12 protein-coding genes and 1 pseudogene are annotated in these 16,156 nt (G+C 57.5%); 11 read left to right on the top strand and 2 right to left on the bottom strand.

The window, feature by feature from the left end; translation table 11 throughout:
- Positions 1–395 precede the first annotated feature (395 nt).
- Positions 396–1,874, top strand: coding sequence for an NAD-dependent succinate-semialdehyde dehydrogenase (locus FHX03_RS31150; RefSeq protein WP_183856979.1), 1,479 nt, complete (start codon positions 396–398; stop codon positions 1,872–1,874).
- A 39-nt stretch (positions 1,875–1,913) separates the two neighbouring features.
- Here FHX03_RS31150 and FHX03_RS31145 read toward each other — a convergent pair.
- Both FHX03_RS31145 and FHX03_RS31140 read right to left on the bottom strand, forming a co-directional pair.
- Positions 1,914–2,612 (bottom strand): annotated as a pseudogene (locus FHX03_RS31145) (SDR family oxidoreductase).
- A gap of 100 nt (positions 2,613–2,712) precedes the next feature.
- On the bottom strand, positions 2,713–3,681 hold the full coding sequence (locus FHX03_RS31140; protein WP_183856977.1) for a sugar ABC transporter substrate-binding protein: 969 nt from the start codon (positions 3,679–3,681) through the stop codon (positions 2,713–2,715).
- 432 nt (positions 3,682–4,113) lie between these two features.
- Between FHX03_RS31140 and FHX03_RS31135 the strand changes: the two genes are divergently transcribed.
- The 10 genes from FHX03_RS31135 to FHX03_RS31090 all read left to right on the top strand — a co-directional run bounded on the left by FHX03_RS31135 (position 4,114) and on the right by FHX03_RS31090 (position 16,143).
- Complete coding sequence (locus FHX03_RS31135) at positions 4,114–5,652, top strand: sugar ABC transporter ATP-binding protein (RefSeq protein ID WP_312865350.1); 1,539 nt, start codon at positions 4,114–4,116, stop codon at positions 5,650–5,652.
- Positions 5,653–5,742: 90 nt separating this feature from the next.
- Positions 5,743–6,879, top strand: coding sequence for an ABC transporter permease (locus tag FHX03_RS31130; RefSeq protein ID WP_409565194.1), 1,137 nt, complete (start codon positions 5,743–5,745; stop codon positions 6,877–6,879).
- Between the two features lie 89 nt (positions 6,880–6,968).
- The gene (locus FHX03_RS31125) at positions 6,969–8,366 is read left to right on the top strand and encodes an MmgE/PrpD family protein (RefSeq protein ID WP_183856975.1); all 1,398 of its coding nucleotides are present in this window, start codon (positions 6,969–6,971) and stop codon (positions 8,364–8,366) included.
- Positions 8,367–8,406: 40 nt separating this feature from the next.
- Complete coding sequence (locus FHX03_RS31120; RefSeq protein ID WP_183856973.1) at positions 8,407–9,165, top strand: electron transfer flavoprotein subunit beta/FixA family protein; 759 nt, start codon at positions 8,407–8,409, stop codon at positions 9,163–9,165.
- A gap of 23 nt (positions 9,166–9,188) precedes the next feature.
- Positions 9,189–10,136: an electron transfer flavoprotein subunit alpha/FixB family protein gene (locus FHX03_RS31115; protein WP_183856971.1), complete on the top strand. Its 948-nt coding sequence runs from the start codon at positions 9,189–9,191 to the stop codon at positions 10,134–10,136.
- Positions 10,137–10,188: 52 nt separating this feature from the next.
- A complete protein-coding gene (locus FHX03_RS31110) occupies positions 10,189–11,544 on the top strand; it encodes an MFS transporter (protein ID WP_183856969.1) in 1,356 nt (451 codons plus the stop codon).
- A gap of 634 nt (positions 11,545–12,178) precedes the next feature.
- Complete coding sequence (locus tag FHX03_RS31105; RefSeq protein ID WP_183856967.1) at positions 12,179–13,831, top strand: ABC transporter substrate-binding protein; 1,653 nt, start codon at positions 12,179–12,181, stop codon at positions 13,829–13,831.
- Positions 13,832–13,885: 54 nt separating this feature from the next.
- Complete coding sequence (locus FHX03_RS31100) at positions 13,886–15,004, top strand: carbohydrate ABC transporter permease (protein ID WP_183856965.1); 1,119 nt, start codon at positions 13,886–13,888, stop codon at positions 15,002–15,004.
- Entirely contained in the window at positions 15,001–15,882 is an 882-nt protein-coding gene (locus tag FHX03_RS31095; RefSeq protein WP_183856963.1) for a carbohydrate ABC transporter permease, read from the top strand. The genes FHX03_RS31100 and FHX03_RS31095 overlap by 4 nt, the downstream gene beginning before the upstream one ends.
- 30 nt (positions 15,883–15,912) lie before the next feature.
- Positions 15,913–16,143 (top strand): SDR family NAD(P)-dependent oxidoreductase, encoded by a 231-nt coding sequence (locus FHX03_RS31090; protein WP_183856961.1) that lies wholly within the window; start codon positions 15,913–15,915, stop codon positions 16,141–16,143.
- Positions 16,144–16,156 lie beyond the last annotated feature (13 nt).

The following is a 16,156-nucleotide window of genomic DNA, read 5'->3' as shown; positions in this document are numbered from 1 at the left end:
CAACATGGCCCGGGCCAACCGCCTCCGCCCTGACGCGATACCCCTCCAGGCGACGCGTCACTATCTCGCCATAGCTACCAACTTTGGAACAAGATGTCAATTGGCGGGATTTCCTTTAAGGACGGAAACCGCGTATCACAACTCTTTCATGCTGCTCCTGCCGGGTAGCCGGAGTGCATGGTTGCATAATACGGGATTTTTTGACATTCTCGCCAATGCCGCCGGTTTTTACATCGGCGCCGCTCGGCGCCTGCCGGGGCCTGACTGCATTCGATCGCCGTCTCAACGCACCGTAGACCGATCATGCATCATGTCTCGACATTCTTCACAGGGCAATGCCGGGCGGATGAAAAAACACCGCTGCGACGACGTCAGATGCGGCAAAGGAGCATGTCATGAGAGAGATTACCGCACGTCCCTCCGAAGCTGTCGAGCAAAGCCTTTATCCGAGAATCGGCCTCTACATCGGCGGAAACTGGATTTTTGACCGCGAGAAGTGGAGCGATGTCCTCAACCCGAGCACCGGCAACGTTATTGGACAGGTTCCGAAAGCCACCCTGTCCGACCTGGAGTCGGCCCTCCAATGTGCCGATGCGGGTTTCAGGATCTGGCGTGACACTGCCCCCCTCAAGCGCGCCGAAATTATCAGCAAGGCGACGTCCCTGATCCGGCAACGTGTGAGCGACATCGCCAAGATCCTCACTCTTGAACATGGAAAGACGCTTGCGGCGGCTGAGGGAGAGATCACCCGTAGTTGCCGATTTTACGACTGGGAAGCCGGACAGGCGCTGAGAAGTTACGGATGGATCGTGCCAGGCGATGCAACCCTGCAAAAGCGTATCCTGCGCCAACCGGTCGGAGCAGTGATCGCGATCACCCCGTGGAACGTTCCGATGAGTGCCTTCGCGCGAAAGACGTCCGCAGCACTCGCCGCTGGATGTTCGGTCATCGTCAAAGCGGCAAATGAAACGCCAGGTACGGCTGTTGAACTCGTCCGCTGCTTCGAGGAGGCCGGCCTTCCCCCCGGCGTCCTCAATCTGGTCTTCGGCAATCCCTCAGAAATCTCGACCACGCTGATCGGCTCGCCGATTTCCAGGCTCGTCACGTTCACCGGGTCGACAGAGGTGGGCAAACACCTGACGGAACTGGCCGCGCGGGCGATGAAGCCCGTATTGATGGAACTTGGGGGGAACGCGCCCGTGATCGTCAGCGCCGGTGTCGATGCTGAAAGGATCGCCGTGATGGCGGCGGAGGCCAAAACGCGCGCCTCTGGACAGATCTGTGCATCCGTGTCTCGCTTTATCATCCACGAACGTGTCTACCGACCCTTTGTTGACGCCTTCGGCGGCGCACTTGAGGCTCTTCGGGTCGGCGACGGCTTTGACCCGAAGGCTCAGATGGGCCCGCTCGCCAATGCTCGCCGCCTCGACGCGGCGCAGGCGATCGTTAGCGATGCGTCTCAGCGCGGCGCTCGCATTGTCACTGGCGGTCAGACAATTAGCAATCGTGGCTTTTATTTCGAACCCACACTGATCGCCGATACACCGCTCGATGCGGAGGCAATGACCGTAGAGCCATTCAGCCCCATTGCGTCGTGCGTTTCCGTTCCTGACCTTGAGGCCGCACTCTCGGTGGCCAACAGTGTTCATGTCGGACTGGCTGGCTATGCGTTTACGAATTCACTGTCAGAGGCTGAAACGATCGAGCGTCGCCTGGAAGTTGGAACTCTTTCCATCAACCATTTTGATACGCCAGATTCCGATACCCCCTTTGGCGGGGTAAAAGATAGCGGTATTGGGCGGGAGGGTGGACCAACGTCGCTTGACGCATATCAGGTGTACAAGACGGTCCTGCAGCACAGCTTCGCCGTCTAGTGGACAGGTGATGGTGCGCTCATTGCGACGACGTCTAGGTCACCAGCCGCCGTCGCAGCTAATGTTCTGTCCGGTGATCAGGTCGGACTGAGCGGATGACAGGAAAACCGCGAGGTCCGCAATGTTATCCGGCTCGATGCGGCTTCAGGCATTGGTGTTCGAGAATCCACTGGTGGTACGCCTTGCGTCGATCTTCAAACAGCTTCCACTCGGCACCGACATGACGGCACCCGGCGAGATGCCATTGACGTTGATGCCGTTTTTGCCGAGCTCGCGCGCAAATGATTTGACGAGACCGAGCATCGCACCGTTCGAAGCGACGTAGGGCACGAAGCCTTCCCACTGACCATTGAGGGTGAGGGATGTCAGGCAGATGATTTTGCCACTGCGTTAGGCTTTCATCCCTTCGGCGCATATGCGCGTCACAACAAAAGCAGCAGAAGAGTTAATCTTGAGCGCTTCCTCATATTCAGCAACCGAATAGTCTTCGTACGGCTTGTTGGTAGTGTGGGCGGCTTTATTGACGAGCATATCGATGCCGCCCACCTCGTCGGCCAACAACCCTTTGATAGCGCGTTCGGTCGCAACCAAATGGGCGAGATCACAGCCAAGGTAGCGCGCCTTGCCGGCAATCTTTGCTGAATCTCCCTGCGGGAGGTCGAGCGCGATGACGTTGGCGCCTTCTTGGTAATAGCGACTAACAAGGGCTTGTCCGATCGTTCCGAGAGCGCCGGTAATGAGTACGGCTTGTTATCAAGCGACGGGTCCGTCATGCGCGGAAGCTCCAATGATGACAGAATCACCCGGGCGCAACGCCCGGGTGATCATGCAGACCTGCTTACCATTGTGGTTTGCAGCTCTCGACATTGCTGGCGCTATAGATCGGAGGTTGAATGCTGACTAGCTGAGCCTTGGGGGTCTTGGGGTCCGTTGCGGCCTTATACAGCGTGTCTGCGCCAGCCGCGCCATATTCGCGCCAGAGCTCGCAGACCGATGCCGTAATCTGCCCGGACTTCACATAAGGCACACCGGCAGCCAGCCCGCCTGCCGCGGTCACGACCTTGGCTTTTGAACCGGCATCGCTGATCGCGTCGGCGCAGCCGACCGCCATTGTTTCCGCGTGAGCGTAGAAAACATCTATGTCTGGATTGGCCACCAGCGCATTCTGACACACTTCTTGGCCTTTAGCCTGGGTCCAATCAGTCGGCTGGGAGGATACGACCTCATATTTCGCGCCGGCCTTATCAAGCCCCGCCTTGAAGCCGTTCGTCAGGTTGACGACCGTCGAATAGCCGGCCATGCCCTCGACGATCCCCACCTTCGCGGCACGGTCTGTGGGGAACTGCTTTGCCGCAAAACCTGCGAGCTCCTCGCCAGTCTGGTAGTCGTCACGTCCGACAAGCGATGCGAGTCCCGGATAGACGTCCTTCCACTTTGCGCTTGGCTCGCCAACCTGAACGAGGACAGCCGTGAACGGGATATTTGCGGCATTGGCCTTGTCGACCCAGCTTTTTGCCACCGTACTGTCGAGGACGATCGCGGCAATCCCGTCGACTTTCTGCGCAATAGCATCGTCGATCGCATTGGACTGCTTTTCGACGCTGCCTTTGGAGTCCATCAGCAAAACCTTCGCACCGAGCTTTTCGCCCTCCTTCTTAAAGCCATCCGCTTGGCTGACTTCTGCAACGTTTTGAAAATTGGTGACGACAAAAGCGAGCGTCACATCCTTCGCCTGCGCCGGAATGGACGCAAAGGACAAGGCCGTTGCTGTGCTCGCGATCGTCGCTGCTCTGATGATTGATGACATGTTCGTTCCTCCCAAAATCAGCAGCGTCTCCTCCGGCCGCTGCATTGCCGGCTGTGCGGGCTTACTCAGAGATGGCGCCTCAGGCGCATCTCCTCTTCTGAGCGCTGCTTCCAGCACCGCATCTGTAAGATAATCTTATTATTCGAGACATTGTCAATATCCCCTTTGGTTTTTCATGCCGCGGTTGCGTCGTGGTGCTCCGTAAGATGAGCGCCTTTAAGCTACGACTGGCGTCAAGTCTGTTGACGTAATCTCACATTTCGGGATATTGTCATGCTAAGTTAGGTTCGAGCTGGCGTTGATAGGCGCGGTTATGAAGTTGGAACACGTCAAGACCACAGCACGACGGGGAGGAGATCGGCCGCGCAGATCCGCCGACCAGACCGTCACTGGGAGCGTAATCAGATCGATCGACGCTGGGGGATACAATCTGTGACCGAGAAAAGAATTCTCATGCGCCTTCAGAGGGTCGTCAAATCCTTTGGCAGCCTCGTGGCCCTGCAAGGTGTCGATCTTGAGATTGTTAGCGGGCGCGTTCACGGGCTTCTAGGGGCAAATGGCGCCGGGAAGTCGACCCTTATCAAGATCATATCCGGTGCTTACCAACCAAGTTCCGGGCAGATATTTTGGAGGGGCGAGGCGGTAACGTGGTCGAGCCCGAAAGATGCTAACAATCGGGGTGTGGCGACAATCCACCAGCATATTCCACTTGTTGAAACACTTTCGGTGCTGGAAAACGTCTTCTTAGGATCGCCGGGACGATGGCGCGAGACCCGCGAACAGCGGCGCAACTTCGACACGATCTGTAAACGTGTCGGCTATCGACTGGACCCTGACGTCTTGGTCGCTGATCTGCCGATTGGAGCACGCCAGATGGTCGCTATTTTTCAGGCTCTCGGCTCAGGGGCGGACCTGATCGTCATGGATGAGCCAACGGCGTCTTTGGCGACGGAGGAACGTGAACTGGTCTACCGCACCGTCCGTAGACTGAGCCAAGGTGAAAGCAAAGCGATCCTCTTTGTCTCGCACTTCCTAGACGAAATCATCGCCCTGACCGACGAAGTCACTGTGCTGCGCGACGGACAAGCCGTCCTGCGCGCCCAGACCTGCGACCTTGATGAGGCAAAAATCGCTGAAGCAATCGTCGGGCGCCGCCTTGCCGCGATGGAATCGACGTCTCGAGCGCGCAGTCTGGATCAGCTCAGAGAGCTTCCGCAACTGCTCGAATTGCGCAACCTGTCGTCACCGGGCAAGCTCGCGCCGACAACGCTCCATCTGCGTGAAGGTGAAGTCGTGGGAATAGCAGGTTTGCTCGGCTCGGGTCGCAGTGAGTTGTTGCATGCCATCTTCGGAGCCGACCCTGCGGCAACCGGGGATGTTGTGTTGAGAGGCAAGAAGCTTCGCGGAACGACTGGTGCTGCAGTAAAGGCGGGCATTGCGCTCGTGCCGGAAGACCGAATGCGTCAGGGACTTGTTCCCTCCTTCGAAATCTGGCGCAACACAACGCTGCCGGCGCTAGAAGGCGTTTCGGCGGGCGGCCTGCTGCCGCGTTTTGACAAGGAATATGAAAGAGCCCGTGACGCTATCCAGAGACTTTCCATCAAGGCGCAATCGCCGGATGTTCCGGTAACCGAGCTCAGTGGCGGCAATGCCCAAAAGGTAACGATCGCGAAGTGGCTCTATAGCGACGTATCGGTCTTTCTCCTTGATGAGCCGACCGCGGGTATCGATGTCGGCGCAAAGGCAGATATCCTTGCCCTGGTACGCAAGCTCGCCTCTGAAAAGAAGGCTGTGATCATCGTGTCGTCGGAGTTCGAGGAACTGATGACGGTCTGCGACCGCATCTTAGTGATGCGCGATGGGTGCTTCGTCGCTGAACGAGCGGTCACCGACACATCCGAACACGAGCTGGTACTTCTGTCTGGTGGACAGGCTGGAGCAGCAACGGCTGCTTCGACGCAGCTGAGCTGACAACGAAGAATTCCGAGAGAGATCATGGCTGAAATTTTCAAGCAGACTAAGCAAGCCGACGACGGTCCCAATGATGGGGAAAAGCTCGCCATGCAACAGACCCGTGGCGGTTGGCGTGAGACTTTCGGCTTGCGTGAGATGGGCGTGTTTTACGCGCTCCTTCTCCTTGTCGTCATCCTGTCCTTCACGACGACTTATCTCGGTCGCGCAAACTACCTCAGCATTATCAACGTCACCAACGTGATATACCAAGCATCGCTCATTTCTTTCATGGCGATTGCCATGACTGTTGTTCTCATCACCGGGAACTTCGACCTCTCTGTTGCTTCCGTTGGCGCATTGTCGGCCGCGATTTTCGTCGGAACGGCGAACTCATTGGGGTTAGTGCCTGCAGTTTTCTTCTCGATGGGCGTCGCCGTTTTCGTCGGCTTGGTCAATGGCTCAATCGTGCAGTTCCTCGGCATCAATGCGTTCATCGTCACGCTAGGGACCTTGACCGCTGTTAGAGGCATTGTTCTGATCTATACGGACGGGGCATCCCTGACAGTCCAGTCGCCTGAAGCCGTGGAACTGTTAAAAGCCTTCGAGTCCAATCGCTTGGATATCGGTATCATACTGGCTCTTCTTGGCGGCGTGCTGCTGCTCTGCGGGGTTCAAAACGTTCTCAGGCAAAGGGGATTGACGCCTCGCGGGGCCGGGCTCTTGCTGTGGGGTGCGGCTCTTGTCGGCTTTTGCTGGGCGGCTGACTTTGTCATTTCGGTCAAGATGCCGGTTATCTACCTTGCCATTTTCACTCTTATCGTCTGGTTCGTGCTTCGCTTCACCACCGTCGGCCGGAAAATCTATGCTGTCGGCGGCAACCCCGAGGCGGCCCGTTTATCCGGTATCAATGTCACCATGTACCGGCTCGCCGCCTTTATCTTCTGCAGTGGTGTCGCCGGATTTGCCGGAATTCTCTTTGCTGCACGCCTTCGCTCCATGAACCCAACGGGCTTGCAGGGGGCTGAGCTCACAGTGATTGCGGCTGCCATCCTTGGTGGCACGTCCTTGTTCGGAGGCGCCGGCAGCGTCGTCAAGACCCTCGGCGGCGCCTTGCTGCTTTACTCCCTGACCAACGGATTCAACATTCTCAATCTAGGCGCCAATTACCAGGGGCTAATTGAGGGCATTGTCGTTGTTTGCGCTGCGGCGATCTATACGGTCGGCGGGCACAAAAGGCGACATTAGTCCCCGCACAGTAGTTATGGAGTCAACTTGTTAACACACGCCGGCTCGCAGCTGACGACTCACCTGTCGCAGAGGTAGGACAACCAATTATGGATCATCAGGATCTTTCGTTTCACTTAGCCCGGCATGTTGCCAAGACCCGTTTCGAGGATCTTCCGCAGGCTGCCGTTGACACTGCAAAGAAAAGTATACTCGATTTGCTCGGCGTAAGCTTGGCCGCAAGCGGCACCATTCCCGCAATAAAGGGCGTGATGGAGTTTGTCAGGGCGCATGGGGGTACACCGCATTGTAGCGTCCTCGGGTTCGAGGACCGCTTGCCACCCGCGATGGCAGCATTCGCCAACGGCGCCATGGCCCACTGCCTTGACTATGATGACGTCGCGCCCGATGGCAATCATGCAAGCAGTTCCCTTATTCCGGCAGTCCTTGCTGTCGCCGAATTCAAAGGCGCCGTTTCCGGAAAGCAACTGATCACCGCCGTTGCGCTCGGACAAGACATTTTCCTCAGACTGCGGCGCAGCCTTCATCAGAGATTGGATTGGCTGGTAACGACTGTTCTCGGCGTGTTTTCGGCAACCGCGGCCGTTTCATACGTGCTGACGTCCAGCGAAGAGCAGATTGCGCATTCGCTTGGGATTGCGACGCTTAGCTCTTCCGGAACCCTTGAGATGCGGTTTGGCACCGGCAGCGATCTTGGGGAACTCTATGCGGGTTTTGTTGCCAAGAGTGCTGTGATGGCTGGTATGCTTGCAGCCGCCGGCATCACCGGAGTGCAGAAAGTCTTCGAGGGTCAGGCCGGTATCATGCCTGTCTACTTCGGTAACGACTATGACCGTAGCAAGGTCCTGGAGGGACTCGGCGAGGATTTCTATGGTCGCGCCATGCAATATAAGCCTTGGCCGGTTTGCGGCATCGCAAACACCTATATTCACGCTGTTCTCAAAGGTGTTCGGGAAAAGCGTATAGGCCCGGGCGATATTGTGGCGATCCGCCCTTTTGTCGGCGATTTCCAGCAACGCATGTGCAAGCCGCTGAACGAAAGATGCCGTCCTAGTGGTGCCATGGACGCGCGTTTCAGCCTACCCTTCTGCCTGGCGGTCGCAGCCGTCTATGGAGACGTGAAGGTCGAACACTTTGGCACGGCAAGCCTGACGGATCCCGCCGTACTTGCAATGACCGACAAAGTTACACCAATTGACGACAGTGCCTTTGATTGGGTCGGCGCGATGCCTGAGGCTCGCGTCGAGATTGATCTCAAAAATGGTGAGACTTTCGTCGCAACCAGTGAGGGAACGCCGGGTTCGGCATCCAATCCGCTTGGCTGGGACGACCTTGTTCGCAAATTTCATCATTGCGCAAGCCTCGCGGCAAATCCGAAACCCGCAGCCACACGCGTGAAGGTGACAGACATGCTGAGTGAGCTTGAGGGACTCGACGACGTAGCCAAGCTGATGCGTCTGATCTGTGAACCGTCGAACGTCCATTAGCATCATCATCGACGGTATAATGATCTTAGGAAAGGACCCCATGAAAATTCTCGTCCCAGTGAAGCGGGTGGTTGATTACAACGTGAAGATCCGCGTCAAGTCTGACGGCACGGGTGTTGAGCTCGCCAACGTCAAGATGTCGATGAACCCGTTCGATGAGATCTCGGTCGAAGAGGCTCTGCGCCTGAAGGAAGCCGGCAAGGCTGAGGAAGTGGTCGTCGTCTCAATCGGTCCGGCCAAGGCCGAAGAAACGCTGCGCACTGCGCTCGCCATGGGCGCCGACCGCGCCGTTCTCGTCGAAACCGACGATACCGTCGAGCCGCTCGCCGTTGCGAAGATCCTGAAGGGCGTCGCCGACGCCGAAAAGCCCGGCCTCATCATAGTCGGCAAGCAGGCGATCGATGACGACTCGAACCAGACCGGCCAGATGCTGGCAGCCCTCCTCGGCACCGCTCAGGCCACCTTCGCCTCGAAGATCGAGATCGAAGGTACCGGTGCTGGGGGCAAGGCAACCGTGATCCGCGAAGTCGATGGCGGCCTGCAGACAATCGACGTCAAACTCCCCGCTGTCGTCACCACCGACCTTCGCCTCAACGAGCCGCGCTATGCATCGCTGCCAAACATCATGAAGGCGAAGAAGAAGCCGCTCGACAAGAAGAGCCCGGCTGATTTCGGCATCTCCACCGAGCCGCGCCTCAAGGTGCTGAAGACCGAGGAGCCTTCCGGCCGCAAGGCAGGCGTCAAGGTCGCATCGGTTGCGGAGCTTCTCGAAAAGCTGAAGTCCGCTGGCGTCCTCTAAGGTTCGAGAAAGGATTTACGACCATGGCCATTCTTCTTCTGGCTGACCACGACAACGCAACCCTTTCCGACCAGACCGGCAAGGCACTGACGGCCGCTTCCAAGATCGCCAAGGATCAGGGAAGCGACGTCCATGTGCTGGTCGCCGGCAAGGGCGCCAAGGCTGCCGCCGATGCGGCTGCCCGGCTGCAGGGTGTTGCCAGGGTCATGCTTGCCGAAAGTGACGCGCTCGCCCACAATCTGGCGGAACCACTCACCAACCTGATCGTCTCGCTGGCTGGCAGCTACGACACGATCATCGCGGCCGCGACCTCGACCGGCAAGAACGTGCTGCCGCGCGTTGCCGCTCTGCTCGATGTCGCGCAGATCTCCGAGATCATCGAAGTCGTCTCCGCAGACACCTTCAAGCGCCCGATCTATGCCGGTAACGCCATCCAGACGGTTCAGTCAGCCGAAGCCAAGAATGTCATCACCGTTCGAACGGCCGCATTTTCGGGTGCGAGCACGTCTGACCAGCCGACCGTTATCGAACATATCGCGTCGGCGGCATTGTTTTCTGACTTGTCGACATATGTCTCCGAAACGTCGGTGGCCTCCGACCGTCCGGAACTCACCTCTGCCAAGATCATCATCTCCGGCGGCCGTGCACTCGGCTCTGCCGAGAAGTTCAAGCAAGTCATCCTGCCGGTCGCCGACAAGCTCGGTGCCGCCGTCGGCGCCTCGCGCGCTGCCGTCGATGCAGGCTACGCCCCGAACGACTGGCAGGTCGGCCAGACCGGCAAGGTCGTCTCGCCCGATCTTTACATCGCCTGCGGCATCTCGGGCGCCATCCAGCATCTCGCCGGCATGAAGGACTCGAAGGTCATCGTCGCCATCAACAAGGACGAGGAAGCGCCGATCTTCCGAATCGCCGATTACGGGCTCGTCGGGGATCTCTTCGAGGTGTTGCCCGAGCTGCAGAAAGCTCTCTGACGCTCAAGGTGGCGCACTGTTTCGTCGACATCAAAAACATCGGCAGGAAATCATGAAAAGAACATTGGGCGCCGCCTCGGTCGGAAACTTTGGAGAACTCTACGACTTTGCCGTGTTCGGCTTTTCCATCCCGTTCGTAGCCACCCATTTTTTTCCCGCAGACACGCCCACGGCGGCGCTTCTTAACACCTTCGCCGTCTACGCGGTGGCGTTTTTTGCCCGCCCCGTGGGCGGTTTGATGTTTGGATACCTTCTCGATCGTGTAGGACGGGTCAAGGTGCTTGCAGTGACGATCTGGCTGATGGCCGGGGGAACAGCAATCATCGGGCTATTGCCGACATTTCAAACTATCGGGCTTTGGGCGCCGGTGTTGCTGGTCGCATGCCGGATTGCGCAAGGGATCGCGATGGGGGGAGAAACAACGGGGAGTACAAGCTTCATCCTGGAATCGGCGCCGGAAAATCGGCGCGGCTTCTGGGTCGGCATCATCTACTTTTTCGCCAACATACCCAACGCTTTTGTCGCGCTCATGCTTCTTGGCCTGCAACTGCTCGTCGGCAAAGACACTTACGTCGACTGGGCATGGCGGCTGCCGTTCCTGCTCGGTGGGCTGATTGGTGTCGTCGGATTTTGGCTACGACGCAACCTTGACGATCCGGCCGAGTTCAAACAGGCCGTGAGCAATGCCGATGAGTATCGACCGCTGCGGGCATTCAGTCGCCCCGGTCTGAAATCCATGTTGTTCGTCGCGCTGCTGTTGCCGCTGCAATCCGTCGCGTCTTACGTGTTGCTTGGTTACATGTACACATTCCTGATGAAGGAAGGGGGCCTTGGATCAACCGCAGCGCTGTTATCGAATGCGGGCGCACTCGCGGTTTATGCAGTATTTATCCCGATTGGAGGCGCACTCAGCGATCGGTTCGGCCGAAAGACAATCCTTTCAGTCGGTGCATTTTGGCTTGCGATCGGCGCGTACCAGGCAATGGCATTCTCGGTCAGCGGTAGTTTTTTCGAAGCCCTTCTCGGGCAAATCATCCTGGCTTCTGGGATAGGACTTTACGGGAGTGCCTGTTTCGTTGCCGCGGCGGAATTGTTTCCCACTGCTTTTCGTGCGACAGGCCATGCCATCGCCTACCAACTGACTGTCGCCATCTTTGGTGGTACAGCACCGTTGGTTGGCACATGGCTCGTCGGTGCGATGGCAACACCGATGGCCCCGGGTTGGTACGTGACGATTGTCGCCGTCATCAACCTCCTGCTGGTACAATGGGTCCCCGAAACCAGGGATGTCAGTCTGCGCGATTCTATCCACGATCGTACTGCGCACCGAAAAGCGCATGATCCTGAAACAAGCAGCGAAGATATGTTTGCGTCGAGCTGCTACAAAAAGGTGCCACCCATTCTTTGACCTTGGTCATAAGATGTGCAGCGTGCGCTACGCTCGCGATGGGGAACTCGAAAGCGGGAACATATCCCGCGGCTGCAGCAGGTCGTCTTCATCGGTATTACCGGCGGATGTTAGCCGGCTGGCGAGCCCGTTGTAAGATGGCTTTCCTGGAGGCGCATCGGCAAAACGGCGCCGATGCGCAATGCCACGGGTCTGAGATCCGCAAGGCCCCCTTTGGCTAAGGGACAGAAGCCCGACTTACCTAAAGAGAGAGCGGCCGCTTGTATGGCGAACGCGATTGCCTTGGCGGGTACGGAACGATAGGTCGAAGCAGTTTCTGCTAAGTCCAGACCCCTCCAAACCCGGGTGATAACACCAGCAAATCTCGTAAGGCGGGCTTATGTTGACACGTGGGCGAGCCGGAAGTTACCTTCGTCTCCAAGAGGATAGCTCGCCTGGAGCATCGTTGTTCGACGATGTGGAAGAGTTCAGGCCGCCGGTCCAGCATCAGATTTCGACCTTTGCCATTGTGTGACCAGGAAAGGGCTCAAGCGGTACGACCGCCTGCGCGCGGGGCCCGGCAAAGCTTCAGTTTGCCGACAGTTGCGTGTGCTCTGCGGAGCGGTGTGGACATCATCCAAGGGAGGGGAATTCGATGAAAGTGGAAACTTACAAGCATCTCTGCAGCCTTAACAGGCGAGAGCTGTTGAAACTGACCGGGGCCGCCGCCCTCCTGAGTGCGACGAGCCGCTACGCGCCGGCGTTCGCACAAGGCGATCTACGCGCGAAGATTTTGAAGATCCCAGGGGTTGGGAGCGGTTCGCCGGGTGATGCGGAATGGCAAGAAGTCGGCGAATTGTGCCTCGGACCGACCAAAGAAAGCGTCAAGCCAGGTGAGTTCAAAGGCGTAGAACTTACGTTCCTGGGAACAAATGCCAGTAACGTTCACAACGTCTTGTCACGTGGCCTGCTCAAGGCTTGGGAAGCTTACACCGGCGCAAAGATCACCTGGATCGATCTCAGCGTCCCTGACTTCAACGCTCGCTTGCAGCAGTCTATTGCACTGAAGTCGATTGATTTCGATATCATCGAAATGGGCGCTGCTTTCGAGGGGGACACGTGCAGCCGTGGACTGATGTCGGAGGTGCCAGACTGGGTCAAGAAACAGGTCGACATGGATGACTATGTCAACTACCTGAAGGCGCCGGTTGGCACCTGGAACGGCAAGACCTATCGTGTTTCAACTGACGGTGACTGTCACAACTTCAATTACCGCACCGACGTGTTTGCTGATGCCGAACTGGCGACGGCATGGGCACAAGTCGGTGACAAAGCCGGGATGACCGAGTGGGGTCTACCCCAGACATGGCAGCAGGTGCAAGCGGCGACCAAGTTCCTCAAAGGCAAGAAGGTCGCCGGAATGGATGCCTACGGCTATCTCGATGCTTGCAAGCCATGGGGCGGTTTCGGCTTTTACTACCTGGCCTCACGCGCGTCAGCTTATGCCAAACATCCCGAGGACAAAGCATGGCTGTTCGACATCGAGACGATGAAGCCCAGGGTCAACAATCCAGCTTGGGTGAGGGCGATCCAGGACGTCGTTGATGCTCTGCCATACGAACCAGCCGATCAACTCGGTATGGACCCGCTTGGTACCGGCTTTACGCAGTTCATGGGCGGGACGGGTTCGATGCTGGCATGGTGGGGTGACATCGGCTCGAACGTCCAGACAAACGACAACTCGGTTGTCGGCGACACGACAGGCTTTTCCATCCTTCCGGGATCGAATGACGTGTTCAACGCCAAGACGGGCCAATGGGACGTTCCGGCCTCCGGTGCTAATCATGCGCCCAACATGGCGTTTATTGGTTATGGCCTCTATGTCATGGCACGCGTTGACGGCGATACACTGAAGCACAAGGCGGCGTGGTCAGCGGTCGCCCACTTGGGCGGCAAGGACCTTTCATTGTGGACCGCCGCTTATCCATCTGGGCTTCAACCCTACCGCAACAGCCAATTCAACATCAAGGAATGGGTGTCGGCCGGTTACGACGAAGCGTTCATTACCGCCTACCTCAGTTCGCTTTCAAATTCCTACAATCACCCGAACGCAGCGATCGAGCCACGACTGCCCGGAATTTACCAGTATTACAGCATTGCCGAAGACGAGCTTGCGAAAGTCTATTCCGGACAAGTCGCCGCACAAGCCGGTGCAGATGCAATTGCAGCAGCTTGGGAAAAGATTACCGATCAATTGGGTCGAGAGCAGCAGGTAGCGTTCTACAAGGCGTCGCTCGGTGTTCAATAAGGAAGCCGGCGCCGACCAATCGTGGTCGGCGCCGTTCAAAGGGTAGTCGACACTGTGGCAAAGACGGATATCGAGAACAGCCGTTTGATAGAAACGGCGGCGAAGAGACTGGAGAGAAAAGGCGTTGGACAGCTGTTGGTCGCAGCTGCATCAACCATCCTGGTGGCAACACTGGTCGGACAAATTCTTTACAAAGAGGGCGTTATCGTAGCAGGGTTCGAAACCTGGCGCCCCGTGCTTTACGCATATATCCTATGGGCGATCGCCATGGGTGTAAACCAGATCGTCGCGCGAGGGGAGGCCGGTCAGCGCGCGCTTTTCGTCCTCCCTGCGGTTCTGTTTACGATCGCGGTGGTAATTTTCCCGACGATCTTCGGGATTTTCGTTGCGGTCACGGATTGGAACCTGTCCGGAGCAACGGGGCCTCGGTTCAACGGACTGGCAAACTTCTACCAGATGTTGGGCGACGCATATTTCTGGAATGCCCTGGCAAACATGGTCTTCTATGTTGCGACAGTCTTTGTCCAATATGCGATCGCTTTCGGTCTTGCTCTGCTCCTCAATCTTGAGATCCGCGCCCGGAAATTCTTTCGCGTCGCGTTCCTTCTGCCGTTCATGCTCAGTCCCGTTGCCGTCAGCTGGATGATTGGTAAATCCATCATGGATTTTCGTTCTGGACCGCTGACAGCTGTTATGCGCGCACTCGGCTGGGAAAGCCCCACCTTCTTCACGTCGCCGATGATCGCCCGCCTGAGCATCGCGATGCTGGATGCATGGGTGTGGATCCCCTTTACCGTAATACTGCTGCTGGCCGGCTTGCAAGCGATCTCCAAGGAGGTTCAAGAGGCGGCCAAGGTTGACGGCGCCAGTCCCTGGGAGTCTTTCTGGCACATCACATTTCCACTGATGCTGCCAGTCTCGGTCACGGCCTTGATCGTGCGCGTAATCTTCCAGCTGAAGCTTGCCGATATCGTTATCAACACGACGTATGGCGGTCCGGGAGGTGCAACCGACACGGTGTCGAGCTTCATTTTTCGCGAGTACCGAGATCGGTCAAACGTCGGCTATGGGACGATGCTGGCAATGGTCTACCTCGTCATCATCGTGGTCTTCCTGTCGATCGTATTGTCTTTGTTACGTCGGTTTTCGTATTGGAAAGAGGGCAGCAAATGATTGGCAACAAACGCCGGGTATATAGCAGTGTTTTGATCTACGGCCTGCTGTGTTCATGGGCATTCCTTTGCCTTTTTCCCATCTATTGGACGTTCACAACAGCCTTCAAGAAAGCCCCCGACGTCCTGCGCGGGCATCTGGTTCCTTGGCTTGACTTCTCCCCTGACTGGATTGGATGGCGCACTCTCGGACTGTCTCCAGACAAGATCGGGATGACATCCACCGTGCGCGACGAGTTCCTTTTGCGGTTCGAAAACAGCGTTGTCATATCGCTGACCGCGGCAGCACTGGCCGTCCTGCTCGGCGCGCCTGCGGCCTACGGGCTGTCGCGCTTTCGCTACAAGTTCGGCGTGATGGGAAATAACGACATCTCATTTTTCTTCCTCTCGCAGATGATCTTGCCGCCTGTCGTGCTCGCCCTGCCGATACTCGTTTTGTATCAGGGACTTGACATGCTCGATTCACGCACAGGCCTGATTGTCATCTACACGCTTTCGGTCTTGCCGATCGTCATCTGGATCATGCAGGATCAGTTCAGCATGGTGCCGACCGAGCTTGAGCAAGCGGCCCTGGTCGACGGTTGCACAGTGTGGGGTGCCTTTCTGCGAGTTGTCGTTCCTCTTGCCATGCCCGGCGCGGTCGCGGCGTTCATTCTCTCGACAGTCTTGTGTTGGAACGAGTACTTTTTCGCTGCCTTGCTTACCAGCACGAACGCGACCACCCTGCCCGTGATGGTCGCCAGTCAAACCAGCTCGCAGGGTGTCTCCTGGTGGACGATGGCGGCCCTTTCCTTTGCAGCCATCCTGCCGCTCATTCTCGTTGGTATTTTTCTGGAAAAATACATCGTCAAGGGTCTGACGGCTGGTGCCGTCAAATAAAGCCGGACCCCCGGCCGCAAGGAGATACTTTTGTCACTGTCTCAAAGACTCCGCCTCGACGGCAAGGTCGCGTTCATTGCTGGCGGCGCCGGCGGCATTGGCGCGGCAGTGGCGGAGAGCTGCATCGAACTCGGTGCAACTGTCGTGTTGGGCGACAAGGATGCCGGTCAGCTGACAGCCACGGCTGGCAAACTTGGTTCCGACTCCCGCGTCAACACGGTCGAACTCGACGTTACGACGAGGCGTTCTGTCGATGGTTGATGGTGGATTTTCG

The sequence above is a fragment of the Rhizobium sp. BK456 genome (assembly GCF_014194045.1).
Taxonomy (GTDB): domain Bacteria; phylum Pseudomonadota; class Alphaproteobacteria; order Rhizobiales; family Rhizobiaceae; genus Rhizobium; species Rhizobium redzepovicii.
Note: the sequence above shows the minus strand (reverse complement) of the source record. Positions and strands in the feature narration are given on the sequence as shown.

Bases quoted from the DNA above. Each gene is read 5' to 3' on its own strand.
- FHX03_RS31105 (WP_183856967.1), top strand. From the start codon at position 12,179: ATGAAAGTGGAAACTTACAAGCATCTCTGCAGCCTTAACAGGCGAGAG.
- FHX03_RS31150 (WP_183856979.1), top strand. From the start codon at position 396: ATGAGAGAGATTACCGCACGTCCCTCCGAAGCTGTCGAGCAAAGCCTT.
- FHX03_RS31130 (WP_409565194.1), top strand. From the start codon at position 5,743: ATGCAACAGACCCGTGGCGGTTGGCGTGAGACTTTCGGCTTGCGTGAG.
- FHX03_RS31140 (WP_183856977.1), bottom strand. From the start codon at position 3,681: ATGTCATCAATCATCAGAGCAGCGACGATCGCGAGCACAGCAACGGCC.
- FHX03_RS31110 (WP_183856969.1), top strand. From the start codon at position 10,189: ATGAAAAGAACATTGGGCGCCGCCTCGGTCGGAAACTTTGGAGAACTC.
- FHX03_RS31125 (WP_183856975.1), top strand. From the start codon at position 6,969: ATGGATCATCAGGATCTTTCGTTTCACTTAGCCCGGCATGTTGCCAAG.
- FHX03_RS31120 (WP_183856973.1), top strand. From the start codon at position 8,407: ATGAAAATTCTCGTCCCAGTGAAGCGGGTGGTTGATTACAACGTGAAG.
- FHX03_RS31095 (WP_183856963.1), top strand. From the start codon at position 15,001: ATGATTGGCAACAAACGCCGGGTATATAGCAGTGTTTTGATCTACGGC.
- FHX03_RS31115 (WP_183856971.1), top strand. From the start codon at position 9,189: ATGGCCATTCTTCTTCTGGCTGACCACGACAACGCAACCCTTTCCGAC.